We start from the raw sequence: 13,787 nt of genomic DNA, 5'->3' as shown, positions 1-13,787 counted from the left end.
GCTATGCCTCCTCAAATAACGGGTTTGACGGAGACAAACCATAAGGTATGGTTATCTTGACCAGCGTTTCGAGTTGCTCGCTTTCCGTTAGCTGTATGCCGTACCTCTGACCGAATGCCAACTGGATTCTTTGCTGGACATTTCGCAGACCGACATGCACGCTTGGGGAAGCGTCCTGCAGTAAACGGTTCACATGTTCCAGATCGATAGGCGAACCCGTGTTGGATATTAAGATACAAACCCGGTTTTCCATTTTTCGGGCACTTATCGTCACTTTACCGCCCGCCGGATTTTTAGATACACCATGTTCTAAAGCGTTTTCAATTAAAGGCTGAAGAATAAGCGGCATTACACGTACTTCTGAAACAGAGGGCTCCAGATGAATCTCATATTGCAGCTTATCCCTGTAGCGAAAAGATTGAATTTGCAAATAGTTCTCGATGTGCTCCACCTCTTTTCTCAGTGTTGTCCATTCCTGTCCCGCAGATAAGGTGAACCGGAAAAACCTGCCCAAAGCCGTTACCAGCTTGCTTATGGATTCCGCTTTATGTTTCTTGGCCATCCAGTAAATCATGTCGAGCGTATTATATAAAAAATGCGGATGAATCTGCATTTGCAGCGCCTGCAGCAGCGCCTCCCGCTTTTCTTTCTGCTGCCTTTCGTTCTCCTGAATCAGATCCTGAATCCGGTCCATCATACGATTGAAGTTGAATTGTAAAATACTGATTTCCTGAATCGAACCTTGAGTTTCCCGCACATGAAGACTGTCTTTCGAAGCAATGGACATTAAGCGGGCCAAATTAATGACCGGCTTGGAAATCGCGGTAGCCAGCAGGATCGAGACGATGACGGAGACAACGGCTCCGCAAGCGGCAATGATCAGCAGATATTGCAATATTTTTTGATTCGGACCAATCAATTCTCCTAAAGGAACAACTGCCGTCATTTTCCATCCGCTGAGTTTCGAGATGTCGGAGGCAAGCAGCCATTTCCCGTCAACAATCCTCAGCCCTTGTCCCTGGAGAGGCAAAGACCTTATCGCTTCATTTATTTTATTGTTCTGAAACAACTGGGGATCCTGCTGGTAAATAACATCTCCCGCTGCGTCCGAAACCAACAATGATCCTGTTGAGCCGATTTGAACCTTACGGAGATACTCACTGATAAACGAATCGTTAAATTGAACAAACAGATACCCGCGAAGCACCCCCGTATTGCTGTCAATAAGGCGCCTTGCTGCCGTCACGGAAGCGCGAACCGGGGTTTGGAAGCCGTCCTTCGGGCTATATATCGCCCTCTTTTCACTGAACCAGTTCATTTTTAAGGACTTGTCCTCTACCTGATCGATGACAAATTGATAGTTCGCATGATCGACCTGCTCGTAGGCATAAAATGAATTCTCCGTCGATAGAACCGTACGATCCGAAGTGATAAAAGAGATGGCGCGTATGTACTCCAGCCTGCCGCGAAACAAGTTGGAATAAACCAATTCTTTAAACCTTTGATTGGCATCAAACAACCGGTATGGAGAATCTAACGGACCCTTTAAAAAATCAAGCGACTGCTCATATAGTAAAGTCCATGTGAGCCGGTCGATTTCTGATAGATTGGCGTCCAGAGCCCGATGAGTCTGTTCAACGGTTTGCAGCAAATATTGGCTCATCTGCTTTTGAAAGATTTCATTTTCCTTCTTGTAGGTAATATACGTGATGACCACCAGAGGAAAAATCATGAGCAGAAGAAAGACGGACAGCAAAATAGTCCGAATGGAAATCGGTTTGCTGAAGGAAATGAAAGCACCCACCCTTTCTTAGATATCCGCATTAGGTTTAAATTAACATATATGGAATGAAATGTTTGTCGAAACGAGTTGCGAGAGAAGGAGTTTCTTGCAATATATAAAAACTTAATCAATCGTCATTGTTTTAATTTTTATAAATTTGGCTCTGTTCAACTTGATTGTAGATTTTCGGATATAAGAAAAACCACCCATTAAAAAGGTGGTTTAACTCCTTCTAAGGATGGAGCTCAATGAACGCTTAATCCTTATATCTTACAACGGTTCCCGCAATAAAATCATAAAGAGTTTGTTTATTTTTGCTGATAAAGGCGCATAGCAAGTAAATGAATACCCATCCGTAGACCGTGGCCAATAAAATATAAATTATATAATCGGGATACCCTGACGGAATGACCATGTGCCATATGGTGAAATGGGACAGCTCCCAAGGGATGAATTTAAGGGCAGAACGGAAAAGAGAGCGGCCAAGACCGCATGGTTGACCGTGCACGTCAACCACCACGATCCCCATTCTTTGCTTTCCCCATGTCGCGTGCGATTTCGACCCCTCACATAAAGCAAAATAAAGATAAACAGGAAGCGTAATTAATAAAAAACCAGTGATCTCCGCGGACAAAGCACTTGCTGTAAACAGTGGAATCAGTATAGGTTTTGCAATATAAAATACTCCGATCAACAGGATGATGTAACCTAATATAATAATATAATCCCACAAAAAAGAAATGATTCGGGTGCCAAACGATACGCTTTTTAGATTACCATAACTTTGCATAAATCCAGCCCTCCTGACGCCCATAAGAACATAACAAAGTTAAGTATTCGGATTTTATAACCAATTATCCTGCACGTTAGTTGTCAAAACAACAGTGAGATGTAACAGAGAGTCATAAATTTAAAAAAATTCCCATCAGAGAATAGATAATTACAGTTGAAAACAAGATCGTCATATGAAGCAGGGAATAAACAAACATTGATTTTGCCCATTTCTCTGAATCCATCTTTTTATAACCGAAAATACTTAAAATAAGCCATAGAACACTTAAAAGAAGCGCGACTAACATAAGACCAAGGCTTAAAGACCCAAAAAGAAAACTTATTGCAATTAAAACAATTAAATAAATATTAGTTTGTATATAGGTTCTTTTAACACCTTTGACTACTGGAAGCATAGGAACCTTCGCAGCCTTATACTCATCGTGCTTCCGGATAGCTATAGCATAGAAATGCGGCATTTGCCAAATAACTGTAATCGCAAACAGACCAAGAATGGCTGGATGTGTTATGTCCGGATAAATAGCAGCCCATCCTATAAGAGGCGGCATTGCTCCAGAAATACTTCCAATCTCCGTATTATAAATGGTTCTTCTTTTACTCCACATCGTATAGGGGACCATATAAAAAAACAAACCCAGAAACCCTAGGAATGCTGCCAGGGGAGTTGTTAATGCAAGAGTTGCTATGCCGAGAATAGACATGAAGATACCAAGCCCTAATACCGCTTTAGGCTTTATTTCTCCTGTTACAGTCGGTCTGTTTTTAGTTCTCTCCATAATAGAATCTATATCTCGGTCATATAGGTTATTAAAAGCTCCGGCTGCACCCATGACTAAAATCGAACCAATCAAAGCAAATAACATTTCCGGAAATTTCTCAATAGGACTGATTTGATAGGTATATAATGCCAAGGTTAATCCGGCAAACATCGGAATCAGGTTTGATTTAATAATTCCTGTTTTAATCGTTTGTGCCAAAATTTTTGACAAAGACTGTTTCTGCGTAGTAAGGCTTTCTTCCCTTCTCATGATGACCCTCTTCCCCTTTTACTGGATTATCTATAATGATCGTACGTCAATCCAGAATGACATTGTTGATGGTTACTTCCACCATAATGATAAATGATAATTTGCATACCTTTCGGAATTTATATACTATATGGTATGTTAATGCTGCATGGTATGATTGTCAAGCGAGAGGGGAGAAGAAGAATGGCCAGACGAAGATTAACCCAAGAGGAGCGAAAAAAGGAAACACGGCAATTACTTTTAGAATCAGCTGTTGAGACCTTTGCTCAATTAGGCTTTCACGGAGCTTCTGTTGATAAAATTGCAGAATATGCCGGATTTAGCAAAGGGGCGGTTTATGCTCATTTTAATTCCAAAGAAGATCTCTTTCTAGCCATATTGGAACAACAAATGCTATTACATGTGGAGAACATCCATCAAGTCATAGACCAACAGCATTCACTTTCACATTTTATCGAAACAATGGATGAATATTTCCTTTCCGTTAGGCAGGAAAATCGAACATGGAGCATGCTGAACATGGAATTTCTTCTTTATGCGATGCGTGAAGAATCGGTACGCCATAAATGGTCTACCATGATAACAGAATCGGTAGAACAAATTTCCAAGGCCATTGAGAAATTGATGTCGAAAGAGAATCATGAGTCTACTCTGTCTACGAATGAAATGGCATGGACTATTCTTTCGTTAGAAAATGGTTTAGCTATCTTTTATTATATTAGTGAAGACCGTGTGCCCCTTCATCTATATGGAAAAGCACTACAAAATATGCTCCTGTCCCCACGTTAGTTCGAGTCTGCCGGATATTGGCCGCTTGGTATGCCTTCTCACCGCATCCTTTAAAATGCTTCATAAAAAAGAGGGCCTTTCCCGGAAGGTCTATTTATGACCTTATGGGAAAGCCCCCTTACGTTTATTGGAACACCAGCTGTCTGGCTTCCATCTCGACAATCCGATCGCAGATCGCATCGGCATCTTCCCGGTCATGGGTGACAAGGATCGAGGTAATGCCTGCCGCCCGGAGCAGCGCTTGCAGCTCCCCTCGGATCTGGCTCTTCAGATCCGCATCCAGGCTGCTGAATGGCTCATCCATGAGCAGCAGCTGCGGCCGCGGCGCGAGTGCCCTCGCGAAAGCGACGCGCTGCTGCTGGCCGCCGCTCAGCTCATTCGGATACCGCTTGGCGAAGCCGCTCAGCTGGACAAGCTCCAGCATATCCGCCAATCGCGCCGCACGCTCCGAGCTCGGCAGCCGATGCAGGCCGAACAGGATGTTCTGCGCGACCGTCAGGTGCGGGAACAAGGCATAATCCTGGAACACCATGCCGACGCCGCGCGCCTCCGGCTGCACGAATACATTCGGAGAAACCATTGTCACGCCGTTAATGGTGATATGCCCCGAGCTCGGCTGCTCAAGGCCGGCGATCAACCGAAGCAGCGTGCTCTTGCCGCAGCCGCTCTGTCCCAATATTCCCACAATCTCCCCTTGCTTTAATTGAAGCGAAAAGCCGCTCAGCACGCTCCCGCCGGCCTTCGAATAATGATACGATATATCCTGAAGCTCTATGAAGCTCATCTCGCATTCCTCTCCCCTAACCAATGATAGAATACGACGGACAAAATCCCGACCGCGATAATCATGAGCGAAGGCACGGATGCCTGATGGATCTGCTCATCGCTCGCATATTGATAGGCCTTGGTCGCCAGCGTATCGAAGTTGAATGGCCTGAGCAGCAGCGTCAGCGGAAGCTCCTTCACGATCTCCATGAACACAAGCACTAGCCCGGCCAACACCGATCCGCGTATCATCGGCAGGTCTACCTTGAAGAACGTGCGCGTCATTCCGAGACCGAGCATGCGCGACGCCTCGCTGTATCGATTGCCGATTTTGTCAAAACCAGCCTCTACCGCATTATAACCCACCGCCAGAAAACGAACGGTATACGCAAATACAAGCATAACAAGCGACATGCTCAGCACGAGCTTGCCCGCTCCCAGGCCTAGCTGCTCATAGACGCCGGCAAGCTGCCGGTCAAGCGACAGGAATACGGCGAGCACGCCGATGGACAGGACCGCTCCCGGGATGGAATAACCCATCGCAATTACACGGCTCATCATCCTTGAGAAGAAGGTTCGCCCGTAGCGGTTCACATTCGCCACGATGACGGCCAGAAGCATAATAAGCGCGATCGAGACACCTGATAGGACGAGCGAATTATTCAGCATGCCTGCGAACCTCATGTCCAGCACGTCATGGTACGTCCACCCGGCCCAGACGATCATCTGGAGTACCGGAATGATGAATGACAATGAAAGCACGATCGTACTGAAGACGACGGCTGCGGCAGCCTGAATACCGCGCAGCTTCCTCCGGCGCAGCGGGGTCGAACGGCTGACGGTCGAATGGTATTTCTTCCGTCCGCGTAGCAGGCGTTCGATGACGAACAGCCCTATGATGACCATCATGAGCAAGGCGGACAAACGCAGCGCCGAATCGATGTCGCTCATGCCGAACCAAGTCTTGAAAATGGCGGTCGAGAATGATTGAATGCCGAAGTGCTTGGACACGCCGTAATCGTTCAGCACCTCGAAGGCAACCAGGCTTGCCCCCCCGACGATCGCCCCTTGCGACAGCGGCAGCACCACTCGAAGGAAAATATAGACGGGCCCCTTCCCCAGCAGTCTTGCATTGTCAATGAAGGCGGCGCTCTGCTTCTCGAGGAACGACTTCGTAATCAGATAGATGTACGGGAACAAGAACAGGGTGAAAATAAAAATAGCGCCCTTCATGGACATGATATCGAAGTAACTCTGATTGACGGTCCATCCAAGCTTATTGCGCATAAAGGTCTGCACGCTGCCCGTATAACTGAGCATGGAGCCGTACGTGTAGGCCGCGATATACGGAGGCATAGCCAGAGGCAGTACGAATGTCCAGGCAAAAAAGCGCCGCAGCGGGAAATCGTATGCCGCTACGAGCCAGGCTAGCGCAACGCCGATCATGACGGCAAACGCAACCGTGCCGCCCACGAGCCGCAGCGACTCCAGCGCGTAATCGACAAGCATATACTCCCTGATATGCTGCCAATTCTCATTCGGCTTGCGGAATAGGCCGATCAGAATATAAAAAGACGGAAGAAGGGCCGCCATGGCCCCAATTCCACTAAGGATTACCCATCCATTCAACTTTCGTTTCAAGTCCCTCAACAAGGTGGAAGCCATCATATTTATTTCCAGTTCACCTTGTTCATGATCTCTATAGCCTTCTTGTTATGCTCGCCCAGCTTCGAGAAGTCGAGCTGCTGCACCTTGAATTCGCCCCACTCCTTCAGCAGCGCCGGCTTCTCGGCTTCGACATTGACCGGGAATTCGAAGCTTCCGGCTGCAAGCGTCGTCTGTGTCTCCTTGCTTGTCAGATACTCGATCAGTTTGACGGCGTTCTCCTTGTTCTTCGCATGCGCAGTCAGTCCGACGCCGCTAATGTTAAGATGCGTGCCGGTCGTGTTCTGGTTCGGGAAGAAGACGCCGATCTGCTCGGCTACCTTGACCTCCTCCGCTTCCTTCGAATGCAGCATCTGTCCAACATAATACGTATTCATGATGGCCACGTCGCCAACCTTGGCGGCGATCGCCTTCGCTTGGTCGCGGTCTCCTCCATCCGGTTTTTGAGCCAGGTTGTTCACCAGCCCCTTCGCCCACTGTTCGGCTTGCTCTTCGCCATTCAGCTCGATCAGCGATGCGAGAAGCGATTGATTGTACAGGTTGGAAGACGAGCGCACGAGCACTTTGCCCTTCCATTTCTCGTTTGTCAGATCCTCGTAAGTGGACAACTGATCCGGCGTTACCCGGTCCTTGGCATAAACAATGACGCGTGCGCGGGTAGCATAGCCGATCCAGTTATTATCCTTATCGCGAAGATTCGCCGGTACGTTGGCATTCACGACATCGGACTGGACGGGCTGAAGTACGCCGTTCTGCTTCGCGTAGTTTAATACGCCGCCATCAACGGTGATGAACAAATCCGCCTCGGAGCTCTCGCCTTCCCGTTTCAGGCGCTCCACCAGCTCCTCGGCCGTACCTTTGATCTCATTGATCTTAATGCCTGTCCGCTTCTCGAATTCGTCGAAAATTTGGAAGTCGATATCGTAATGGCGTGCCGTGAATATATTAACGACCTGCTCCTTCTTCGGCGCTTCAGTGCTAGCAGGCGCCTCCTTTGCCGGAGCATTGCCCGCTTCTTGATTCCCTGTATTTCCAGCGCCGCAGCCTGCCAGCGCTATGGCCATCATTAGCGTTAGTACGATCATGCCCACGAAGTATTTCTTTCTCATTTCGGTCCGACCTCTCATTCTGATAGTTTATTTGTGATAATGAATATCATTACCAACTCATTGTAACGAACGAAAATGAGAAAATGCTGTGAAAACGAAAAAAGTTTTCTATTCGAGCCGCACTCACTTGATCTTCTCAGGAAACGTAACCGTTACGGTTGTACCTTCATTCAGACGGCTGTCTATTTGAATCGTTCCGCCGCAGCCCTCGGCCAGCCGCTTGGCAATGGACAAACCGAGCCCATAGCCGCCCTGCTCTCCGCTTCGCGACTTATCCGCGCGGTAGAAGCGGTCCCAGACGTAAGGCAAGCTTTCCTCCGAAATCCCGATGCCGCAGTCGATCACCGCAAGGGTGGCTTGCCCGTCCGAAGCCGCTCCACGGATTCGAACGGTGCGGCTGTCGCCTGAATATTTGACCGCATTGTCCATGAGGATAATAAAAATCTGCTCCAGATGCTGTTCGGAAATCGCAAGCCTGATGCCCCCCAAGTCTTCGAGCTCCGCTTCGAATCGGAACGACGGGTACAGGGCGGCTGCATGCTTGATCAGCCGCGACAGAATCGGCGTCGGGTCTGCTTCCCTTGCTTCGTCGCCGCTGACAGACCGCTCCGCCCTCGACAGACGAAGCAGCTCTTGCACCAACCCCTTCAAGCGGGCCAGCTCGTGAAGGGAGATGTCCAGCGACTCCTCAAGAACGGCCGGGTCCTGCTTGCCCCAGCGCCGCAGCATGGCCAGATGACCCTCCAATATCGCGATCGGTGTCCGCAGCTCATGCGACGCGTCCTCGACAAATTGCCGCTGCTGTGCGAAGGAGCGCTCGACCTGGTCCATCATTTCGTTGAATAGGTTCATCAGCGAATGGATCTCGTCCTTCGATCCGGTAAGCTGGATCCGCTCTTGAAGCCCATTCTGCTTGACGCGCCGCATCGTTTCGTTCATCGCCTGAAGCGGCCGCAGCAGTTGGCGCGCCAACAGTCTGCCGCCGAAGGCACTGACCATGACCGCCCCCAGTCCGCATAGAAGCATCACTTGCAGGAAAGCGTTGATCAGCTTCTCGAAGTCTTCCATGCTCTTCACGATTTCAACGGTGCCATGGAATTCGAAGATCGTAAACGGGCTTCGCATGACCAGCATGTTATCCAGACTGAACGAATGGTTATCGTTAGCCCTCAGTACAGCGTCATTGTCCGCTATCCACTCATTCGGAAAATCATCCGATACCGCAATGATCGGCAAGCCCTTCTCATCGAACACGCGGATAAGCTGGGAAGATTGATTCACCTTCTCCAGATAGCTGCGTATGCGCGAGTACTCAGACTCCTCGAAGCGAAACTCCTTCTCCAGCAGCACATTCAGTATTTCCCTCATATCCTGCTGTGTGCTTGCCTGCTCCTCCTTAATCATCCACCGCTCGACGAATACATATTGGACGATGTTATAAGCTCCGAACAGCAGGAACAGCAAGAGAGCTGACCATAGGGTCAGCTTCCATTTGATCGGTAGAGCGTGATAGCATATAGGAAATCGGTAACGTTCCGCCTTCATTTGCGCATCACATAGCCAATGCCACGAACCGTCTGGATATAGCTGGCTTCTCCTTCGGTATCGATCTTGTTGCGGAGATAACGCACATAGACGTCAACGACATTCGTATCGACTACCGCATCGAAGCCCCACACCATATCAAGCAGCGTCTCCCTCGGCAGCACGCGGTTCAGATTTTTCATGAACGTCTCCAGCAAGGCATATTCCCGTTTCGTCAGCTCAATCGTTCTGGAGTCCTTGGTTACAACTCTGGCATCCACATCGAGAACAAGATCATGGAACGCAAGCAGCTGCCGCTGCTGTTCCTCCGCCTCCTCCTGCCTGCGGAATACGACACGTATGCGCGCAAGCAGTTCCTCGATTGCGAACGGCTTTGGAATATAATCGTCAGCGCCGTTATCCAGACCGGATACGCGATCCGTCACGCTGTCTCTGGCCGTAATCATGATGATCGGCACCTTCTTGGCGGCTCTGATCTGCCTGCATACCTCAAGTCCGTCCATTGCCGGGAGCATCAGATCGAGCAGAATAAGATCCCAGCTCTCCCGGATTGCCAGTTCAAGACCGCTCTTGCCGTCCGCTGCGAGCGCAATCTCGAACGCTTCATGGCGCAGCTCCAGTTCGAGGAACCGCGATAGATTCTTCTCATCCTCAATTAGCAATATCCGTTTCATCCTTCGCCCGCCCTAATCGCATCTATATTCTCTATTGATCTTCATTGTAAATGATAATATTTCTCAACGTCAATCATGAGAATTAACAGATGAGGCCCGATTAGCTTGAGATTCAGCTAATGCGGGCCTCGGCAATGACATGCTGGAAGATCCTCTATATCCTAAATCATGTTTACGGGAAAAGTTGAAGCTTGTTCATCAAATTGTAAACGGCTTGCACGCTTTCGGCACGGTTGGCTTGACCTTGAGGTACCATCAGTCCCTCGCTTCGGCCGGAGATTAGGTCGAATTGATAAGCCGCATTAACTCCTTCTTGCGCCCACGCACTCATATCTTTAGAGTCGCTGAAGGCGCTGATCGCATTGCCCGTTGCTCGCCGTTTCGTCTGAAGTTCATAAGCCCGTACCAGAAGGACCGCCATTTGCTCACGGGTTATGGTCCGGTCAGGCGCGAACAAATCCGGCTCTACCCCTTGGACGAGGCCCGCCTGGGAGGCTGTGGCGATCGGGGACGCATACCACTTGTCGGCCGACACATCGCGGAATGATGCCGAAGGCTCGGGATTCAAGCCAAGCAGGCGTACCAGAAGTGCCGTAAACTCCGCACGGGTGACCGGCTGCTCCGGGGAAAAGAGAGTCTGGCTTGTCCCTTCCACAATATGTTTAGCCGCAAACTGCTTAATGACCGGCGCAGCCCAGTGATCGTTCGGAACGTCGGAGAACGTTTTCTCGAACTCCAGCACGCCATATTTGCTAAAATGATATGTTTGTCCTTCTACGAATTCGTCTTTTACCCGACCGCTGACGAATGTCAAGTCCCCGTTATCGCTAATATGGTATAAGCCTGCAAGCCTCGGATTCGTGTCTGCGCGTTTTGCTGCACATTCCCGTTCGACTGGCTTACCGCGTTTTTCAACACCGATGCAGGCAGGGTTATCTGTATTCCCGAAGCCTGCACTTCAAGCAACTTGGAAACCAGCCAATCATCAACATTGGCAGGCAGCACGAGCTGCTGCTGTTCGCCCTTAAGCTTGAATGAACCTTGGGCGGATTTGAGCTCTTCTGCTGAAGGTTCATACTTCTTCGGATCGGTATTGACGGATGAAGGGGTTGAACCGACTGAGGTGTCGGTATCCGTGTTGGTATTATTACGGTTTGGCAGCACTTGAATGGCCGCCTCGTACTTGGCGTTGCCATAAACGGCAGTGATCACGCTGGTTCCCGCCGCCAACGCCACAATGGAGCCCGGCCGCACAGCTATCGTATCCGGATGACTGCTTGTAACTTCAGCAAAGGCCGTGACGCCCAGGCTGGGGCCATTCCTATAATCGGCATAGACAGCCAGCGAAACCGTATCGCCCGCATACATGGATGCCGGAAGACCTCTGATTGCGACAGCCTTCAATTCAGGTTGTTCCGGTTGCTGCGGAGATTCCGTCTCTTCTCCCATCACCGTAATCGTTATCAGGACGGAATACATCCGCCAAGTATCCGTCAGCATCATCTTATCGACATTAACCGGAATATTGAACGGCTGGTAGTCATGATAAACCTGAAACGTTACGGCGCCACTTTTTACACCCAGCACTTGTCCGCTGGGCAGCAGTTAAATATCACAATGTAAGCGGTTGTAAAATATTTATTTATGCTTTATAATTTTTTCAACCGCTTGAGTTCATCTGAGAATGACTTTCCAAAAGGGAAGTGATTGGTTGCTCGATACTGTGATGAAAGATTATCTCCAGATGATTTACACGGCCGCATATCATGAAGACAAGATCGTCCTCACTGCAAGAGGATTCACGGAACTCTTCCCTTTTTCAGGTGTTCATTTATACAGTTATTCGCCGTTAAGCGAGATTATCGAAGGCATTTTGCAAATTACCGACCAGGGAACCAGCCCCTTGAAAATTCGAGACGATGTGCGCAACCTCCCCCTTCTTCGTAAAGCAATTCGAATACAACAAGCGGTGTATGCCGAAGGATCAGAATTAATTCGGCTTTCGCCTGAGAAGTATTTGAAAATGGAATTTTACAAGTCTTTTGTCTTAGCCGTTCCTATTCCTTGTAATACAACAGTAGTTGGATATGCTTGTCCCGGGCAATATACAGGCTCAAAACCGATAGGCGACGATCTTCTTCAGGCACTCACTTTATACGGGCAGCTGGCAGGTAAAGCCATTCGATCTATGAATCCTATTGATAACCCTAGTAAACTGAGCGACCGTGAGATCGCAGTTTTACAAAGAATGTCTTTTGGAGAGAGTGTGAAAGAGATGTCGGAGTTTATGGGGATTAGTCAATTCACCGTTCAGGATTATGTTAAATCCGTGACCAAGAAAATGACTGCGCACAATCGGGTTCAAGCTGTCGCAGAAGCGATACGGCAGGGAATCATAAAATAACATGTAAAAAGCGAGGCCATCTAAATGAAAATCAAGCTCCAGACAACTTCGCTGGAGCTTGATTCTCTGCAAGAAATACTTCGGAATACCTACATTTTCAAGACCGGCTTAACCGTTTTCCCCGTATGCGAATCCTCAAAAGCCTCATTGATCTCATCAAAATTATAAAACTTAATCAGTTTATTGAACGGGAATTGACCACGTTTGTAATACTCAATTAACTTCGGAATAAATACCTGCGGAACAGCGTCGCCTTCAACCACCCCAACCATTGTTTTTCCATCCGCCATCAGATCTTGGTGGATATTGAACGTTACTTCTCCCGTTGCCCCGACAATGGCGACTGTCCCTCTGTTTTTTAACGCTTGTACGGATTGGCGCACGACCACAGGAACTCCCGTCGTTTCGATGGCATAGTGGGCCCCCCCATTCGTCATCTCTTTGATTTGTGCTACCACGTCTACCACTTCTTTTCCATTTAATGCATGGGTGGCACCCAGCTCCATGGCTAACTCTAAACGATGATCATGTACATCAATGGCTATAATTTTAGAACATCCGGCAATTTTCGCAGCCATGACTGCACTAAGCCCAACCGCGCCGCATCCATATATGGCAATCGTAGAACCGAATTCAGGCTTTAATTTATTCAATACCGTCCCGCTTCCGGTTTGGATTCCGCAGCCTAGTGGTCCAAGCAGAGCCAGATCTACATCTTTGTCTACTTTTACGAGGTTTTTCTCGTTGGCCACGACATAGGTGCTAAATGAAGATTGTCCGAAAAAAGTGGAAACTTCCTGCTCCTTATAGAAGATCCTGTGGGTGTGATCGCTCATCCTTCCGCCAAAATTCAATGGGTTTAACTCGTTGCACGTTGTTGGATGCCCAGTTAAACATTCCTCGCATTGGCCGCAGGAAGAAAAAGATAGGACAACATGATCCCCTGGACGCACAGTCCTTACATTGAATCCAATTTTTTCTACAATCCCGGAGCCCTCATGCCCTAGAACAGCCGGCAACGGTACAGGAGCGATTTGGTCTCTGACTATGGCATCCGTGTGGCAAACACCCGATGCCACAACTTTGATTAAGACTTCATTCTCTTTGGGTTCCGACAGAATCACCGTTTCTATTTTAAAAGCCGAGCCCTTATGATGGGTTACGGCAGCTTTGATTAACATAGGAAGACCTCCCTTTTCCATGGATTAAATTTGTGGTTCGATGACCAGTGGG

The 13,787-nt window shown here is 48.5% G+C and carries 13 protein-coding genes; 2 read left to right on the top strand and 11 right to left on the bottom strand.

What is annotated here, in order from left to right; translation table 11 throughout:
• Window position 1: 1 nt before the first annotated feature.
• From FKP33_RS14310 to cyoE, 3 genes are all read right to left on the bottom strand, one after another.
• Entirely contained in the window at window positions 2-1,804 is a 1,803-nt protein-coding gene (locus tag FKP33_RS14310; protein WP_141335536.1) for a cache domain-containing sensor histidine kinase, read from the bottom strand.
• 235 nt (window positions 1,805-2,039) lie between these two features.
• Window positions 2,040-2,573: an RDD family protein gene (locus FKP33_RS14305; protein WP_141335535.1), complete on the bottom strand. Its 534-nt coding sequence runs from the start codon at window positions 2,571-2,573 to the stop codon at window positions 2,040-2,042.
• Between the two features lie 112 nt (window positions 2,574-2,685).
• On the bottom strand, window positions 2,686-3,603 hold the full coding sequence (cyoE, locus tag FKP33_RS14300; RefSeq protein WP_141335534.1) for a heme o synthase: 918 nt from the start codon (window positions 3,601-3,603) through the stop codon (window positions 2,686-2,688).
• A 183-nt stretch (window positions 3,604-3,786) separates the two neighbouring features.
• Here cyoE and FKP33_RS14295 point away from each other — a divergent pair, with 183 nt between their 5' ends.
• Window positions 3,787-4,392, top strand: coding sequence for a TetR/AcrR family transcriptional regulator (locus FKP33_RS14295; protein ID WP_141335533.1), 606 nt, complete (start codon window positions 3,787-3,789; stop codon window positions 4,390-4,392).
• A 124-nt stretch (window positions 4,393-4,516) separates the two neighbouring features.
• Here the strand turns inward: FKP33_RS14295 and FKP33_RS14290 are convergent, their stop codons facing one another.
• From FKP33_RS14290 to FKP33_RS14260, 7 genes are all read right to left on the bottom strand, one after another.
• Entirely contained in the window at window positions 4,517-5,176 is a 660-nt protein-coding gene (locus FKP33_RS14290) for an ABC transporter ATP-binding protein (protein WP_141335532.1), read from the bottom strand.
• Window positions 5,173-6,825 (bottom strand): ABC transporter permease, encoded by a 1,653-nt coding sequence (locus tag FKP33_RS14285; RefSeq protein ID WP_141335531.1) that lies wholly within the window; start codon window positions 6,823-6,825, stop codon window positions 5,173-5,175. Before FKP33_RS14285 ends, FKP33_RS14290 begins: the two co-directional genes overlap by 4 nt.
• Before the next feature lie 2 nt (window positions 6,826-6,827).
• Entirely contained in the window at window positions 6,828-7,931 is a 1,104-nt protein-coding gene (locus FKP33_RS14280) for a Fe(3+) ABC transporter substrate-binding protein (RefSeq protein WP_141335530.1), read from the bottom strand.
• A gap of 123 nt (window positions 7,932-8,054) precedes the next feature.
• Window positions 8,055-9,476, bottom strand: coding sequence for a sensor histidine kinase (locus tag FKP33_RS14275; RefSeq protein ID WP_141335529.1), 1,422 nt, complete (start codon window positions 9,474-9,476; stop codon window positions 8,055-8,057).
• The gene (locus FKP33_RS14270) at window positions 9,473-10,150 is read right to left on the bottom strand and encodes a response regulator transcription factor (protein ID WP_141335528.1); all 678 of its coding nucleotides are present in this window, start codon (window positions 10,148-10,150) and stop codon (window positions 9,473-9,475) included. Before FKP33_RS14270 ends, FKP33_RS14275 begins: the two co-directional genes overlap by 4 nt.
• Before the next feature lie 172 nt (window positions 10,151-10,322).
• Window positions 10,323-10,964: an S-layer homology domain-containing protein gene (locus tag FKP33_RS14265; RefSeq protein ID WP_054796611.1), complete on the bottom strand. Its 642-nt coding sequence runs from the start codon at window positions 10,962-10,964 to the stop codon at window positions 10,323-10,325.
• Window positions 10,961-11,737 carry a hypothetical protein gene (locus tag FKP33_RS14260; protein WP_141335527.1) on the bottom strand — a complete coding sequence of 259 codons (777 nt, stop codon included), beginning with the start codon at window positions 11,735-11,737 and terminating at the stop codon, window positions 10,961-10,963. Before FKP33_RS14260 ends, FKP33_RS14265 begins: the two co-directional genes overlap by 4 nt.
• 124 nt (window positions 11,738-11,861) lie before the next feature.
• Between FKP33_RS14260 and FKP33_RS14255 the strand changes: the two genes are divergently transcribed.
• The gene (locus FKP33_RS14255) at window positions 11,862-12,554 is read left to right on the top strand and encodes a helix-turn-helix transcriptional regulator (RefSeq protein ID WP_164751850.1); all 693 of its coding nucleotides are present in this window, start codon (window positions 11,862-11,864) and stop codon (window positions 12,552-12,554) included.
• 89 nt (window positions 12,555-12,643) lie between these two features.
• On the opposite strand, the gene FKP33_RS14250 is transcribed toward FKP33_RS14255, so the two are convergent.
• Complete coding sequence (locus tag FKP33_RS14250) at window positions 12,644-13,735, bottom strand: NAD(P)-dependent alcohol dehydrogenase (RefSeq protein WP_127608386.1); 1,092 nt, start codon at window positions 13,733-13,735, stop codon at window positions 12,644-12,646.
• Window positions 13,736-13,787: the final 52 nt, after the last annotated feature.

The organism is Paenibacillus sp. tmac-D7, from assembly GCF_006519665.1.
GTDB classification, from domain to species: Bacteria; Bacillota; Bacilli; order Paenibacillales; family NBRC-103111; genus Paenibacillus_G; species Paenibacillus_G validus.
Note: the sequence above shows the minus strand (reverse complement) of the source record. Positions and strands in the feature narration are given on the sequence as shown.

Excerpts from the sequence above, each read along its gene's own strand:
- FKP33_RS14305 (WP_141335535.1), bottom strand. The coding sequence starts at position 2,573 with ATGCAAAGTTATGGTAATCTAAAAAGCGTATCGTTTGGCACCCGAATC.
- cyoE (WP_141335534.1), bottom strand. The coding sequence starts at position 3,603 with ATGAGAAGGGAAGAAAGCCTTACTACGCAGAAACAGTCTTTGTCAAAA.
- FKP33_RS14295 (WP_141335533.1), top strand. The coding sequence starts at position 3,787 with ATGGCCAGACGAAGATTAACCCAAGAGGAGCGAAAAAAGGAAACACGG.
- FKP33_RS14290 (WP_141335532.1), bottom strand. The coding sequence starts at position 5,176 with ATGAGCTTCATAGAGCTTCAGGATATATCGTATCATTATTCGAAGGCC.
- FKP33_RS14285 (WP_141335531.1), bottom strand. The coding sequence starts at position 6,825 with ATGATGGCTTCCACCTTGTTGAGGGACTTGAAACGAAAGTTGAATGGA.
- FKP33_RS14280 (WP_141335530.1), bottom strand. The coding sequence starts at position 7,931 with ATGAGAAAGAAATACTTCGTGGGCATGATCGTACTAACGCTAATGATG.
- FKP33_RS14275 (WP_141335529.1), bottom strand. The coding sequence starts at position 9,476 with ATGAAGGCGGAACGTTACCGATTTCCTATATGCTATCACGCTCTACCG.
- FKP33_RS14270 (WP_141335528.1), bottom strand. The coding sequence starts at position 10,150 with ATGAAACGGATATTGCTAATTGAGGATGAGAAGAATCTATCGCGGTTC.
- FKP33_RS14250 (WP_127608386.1), bottom strand. The coding sequence starts at position 13,735 with ATGTTAATCAAAGCTGCCGTAACCCATCATAAGGGCTCGGCTTTTAAA.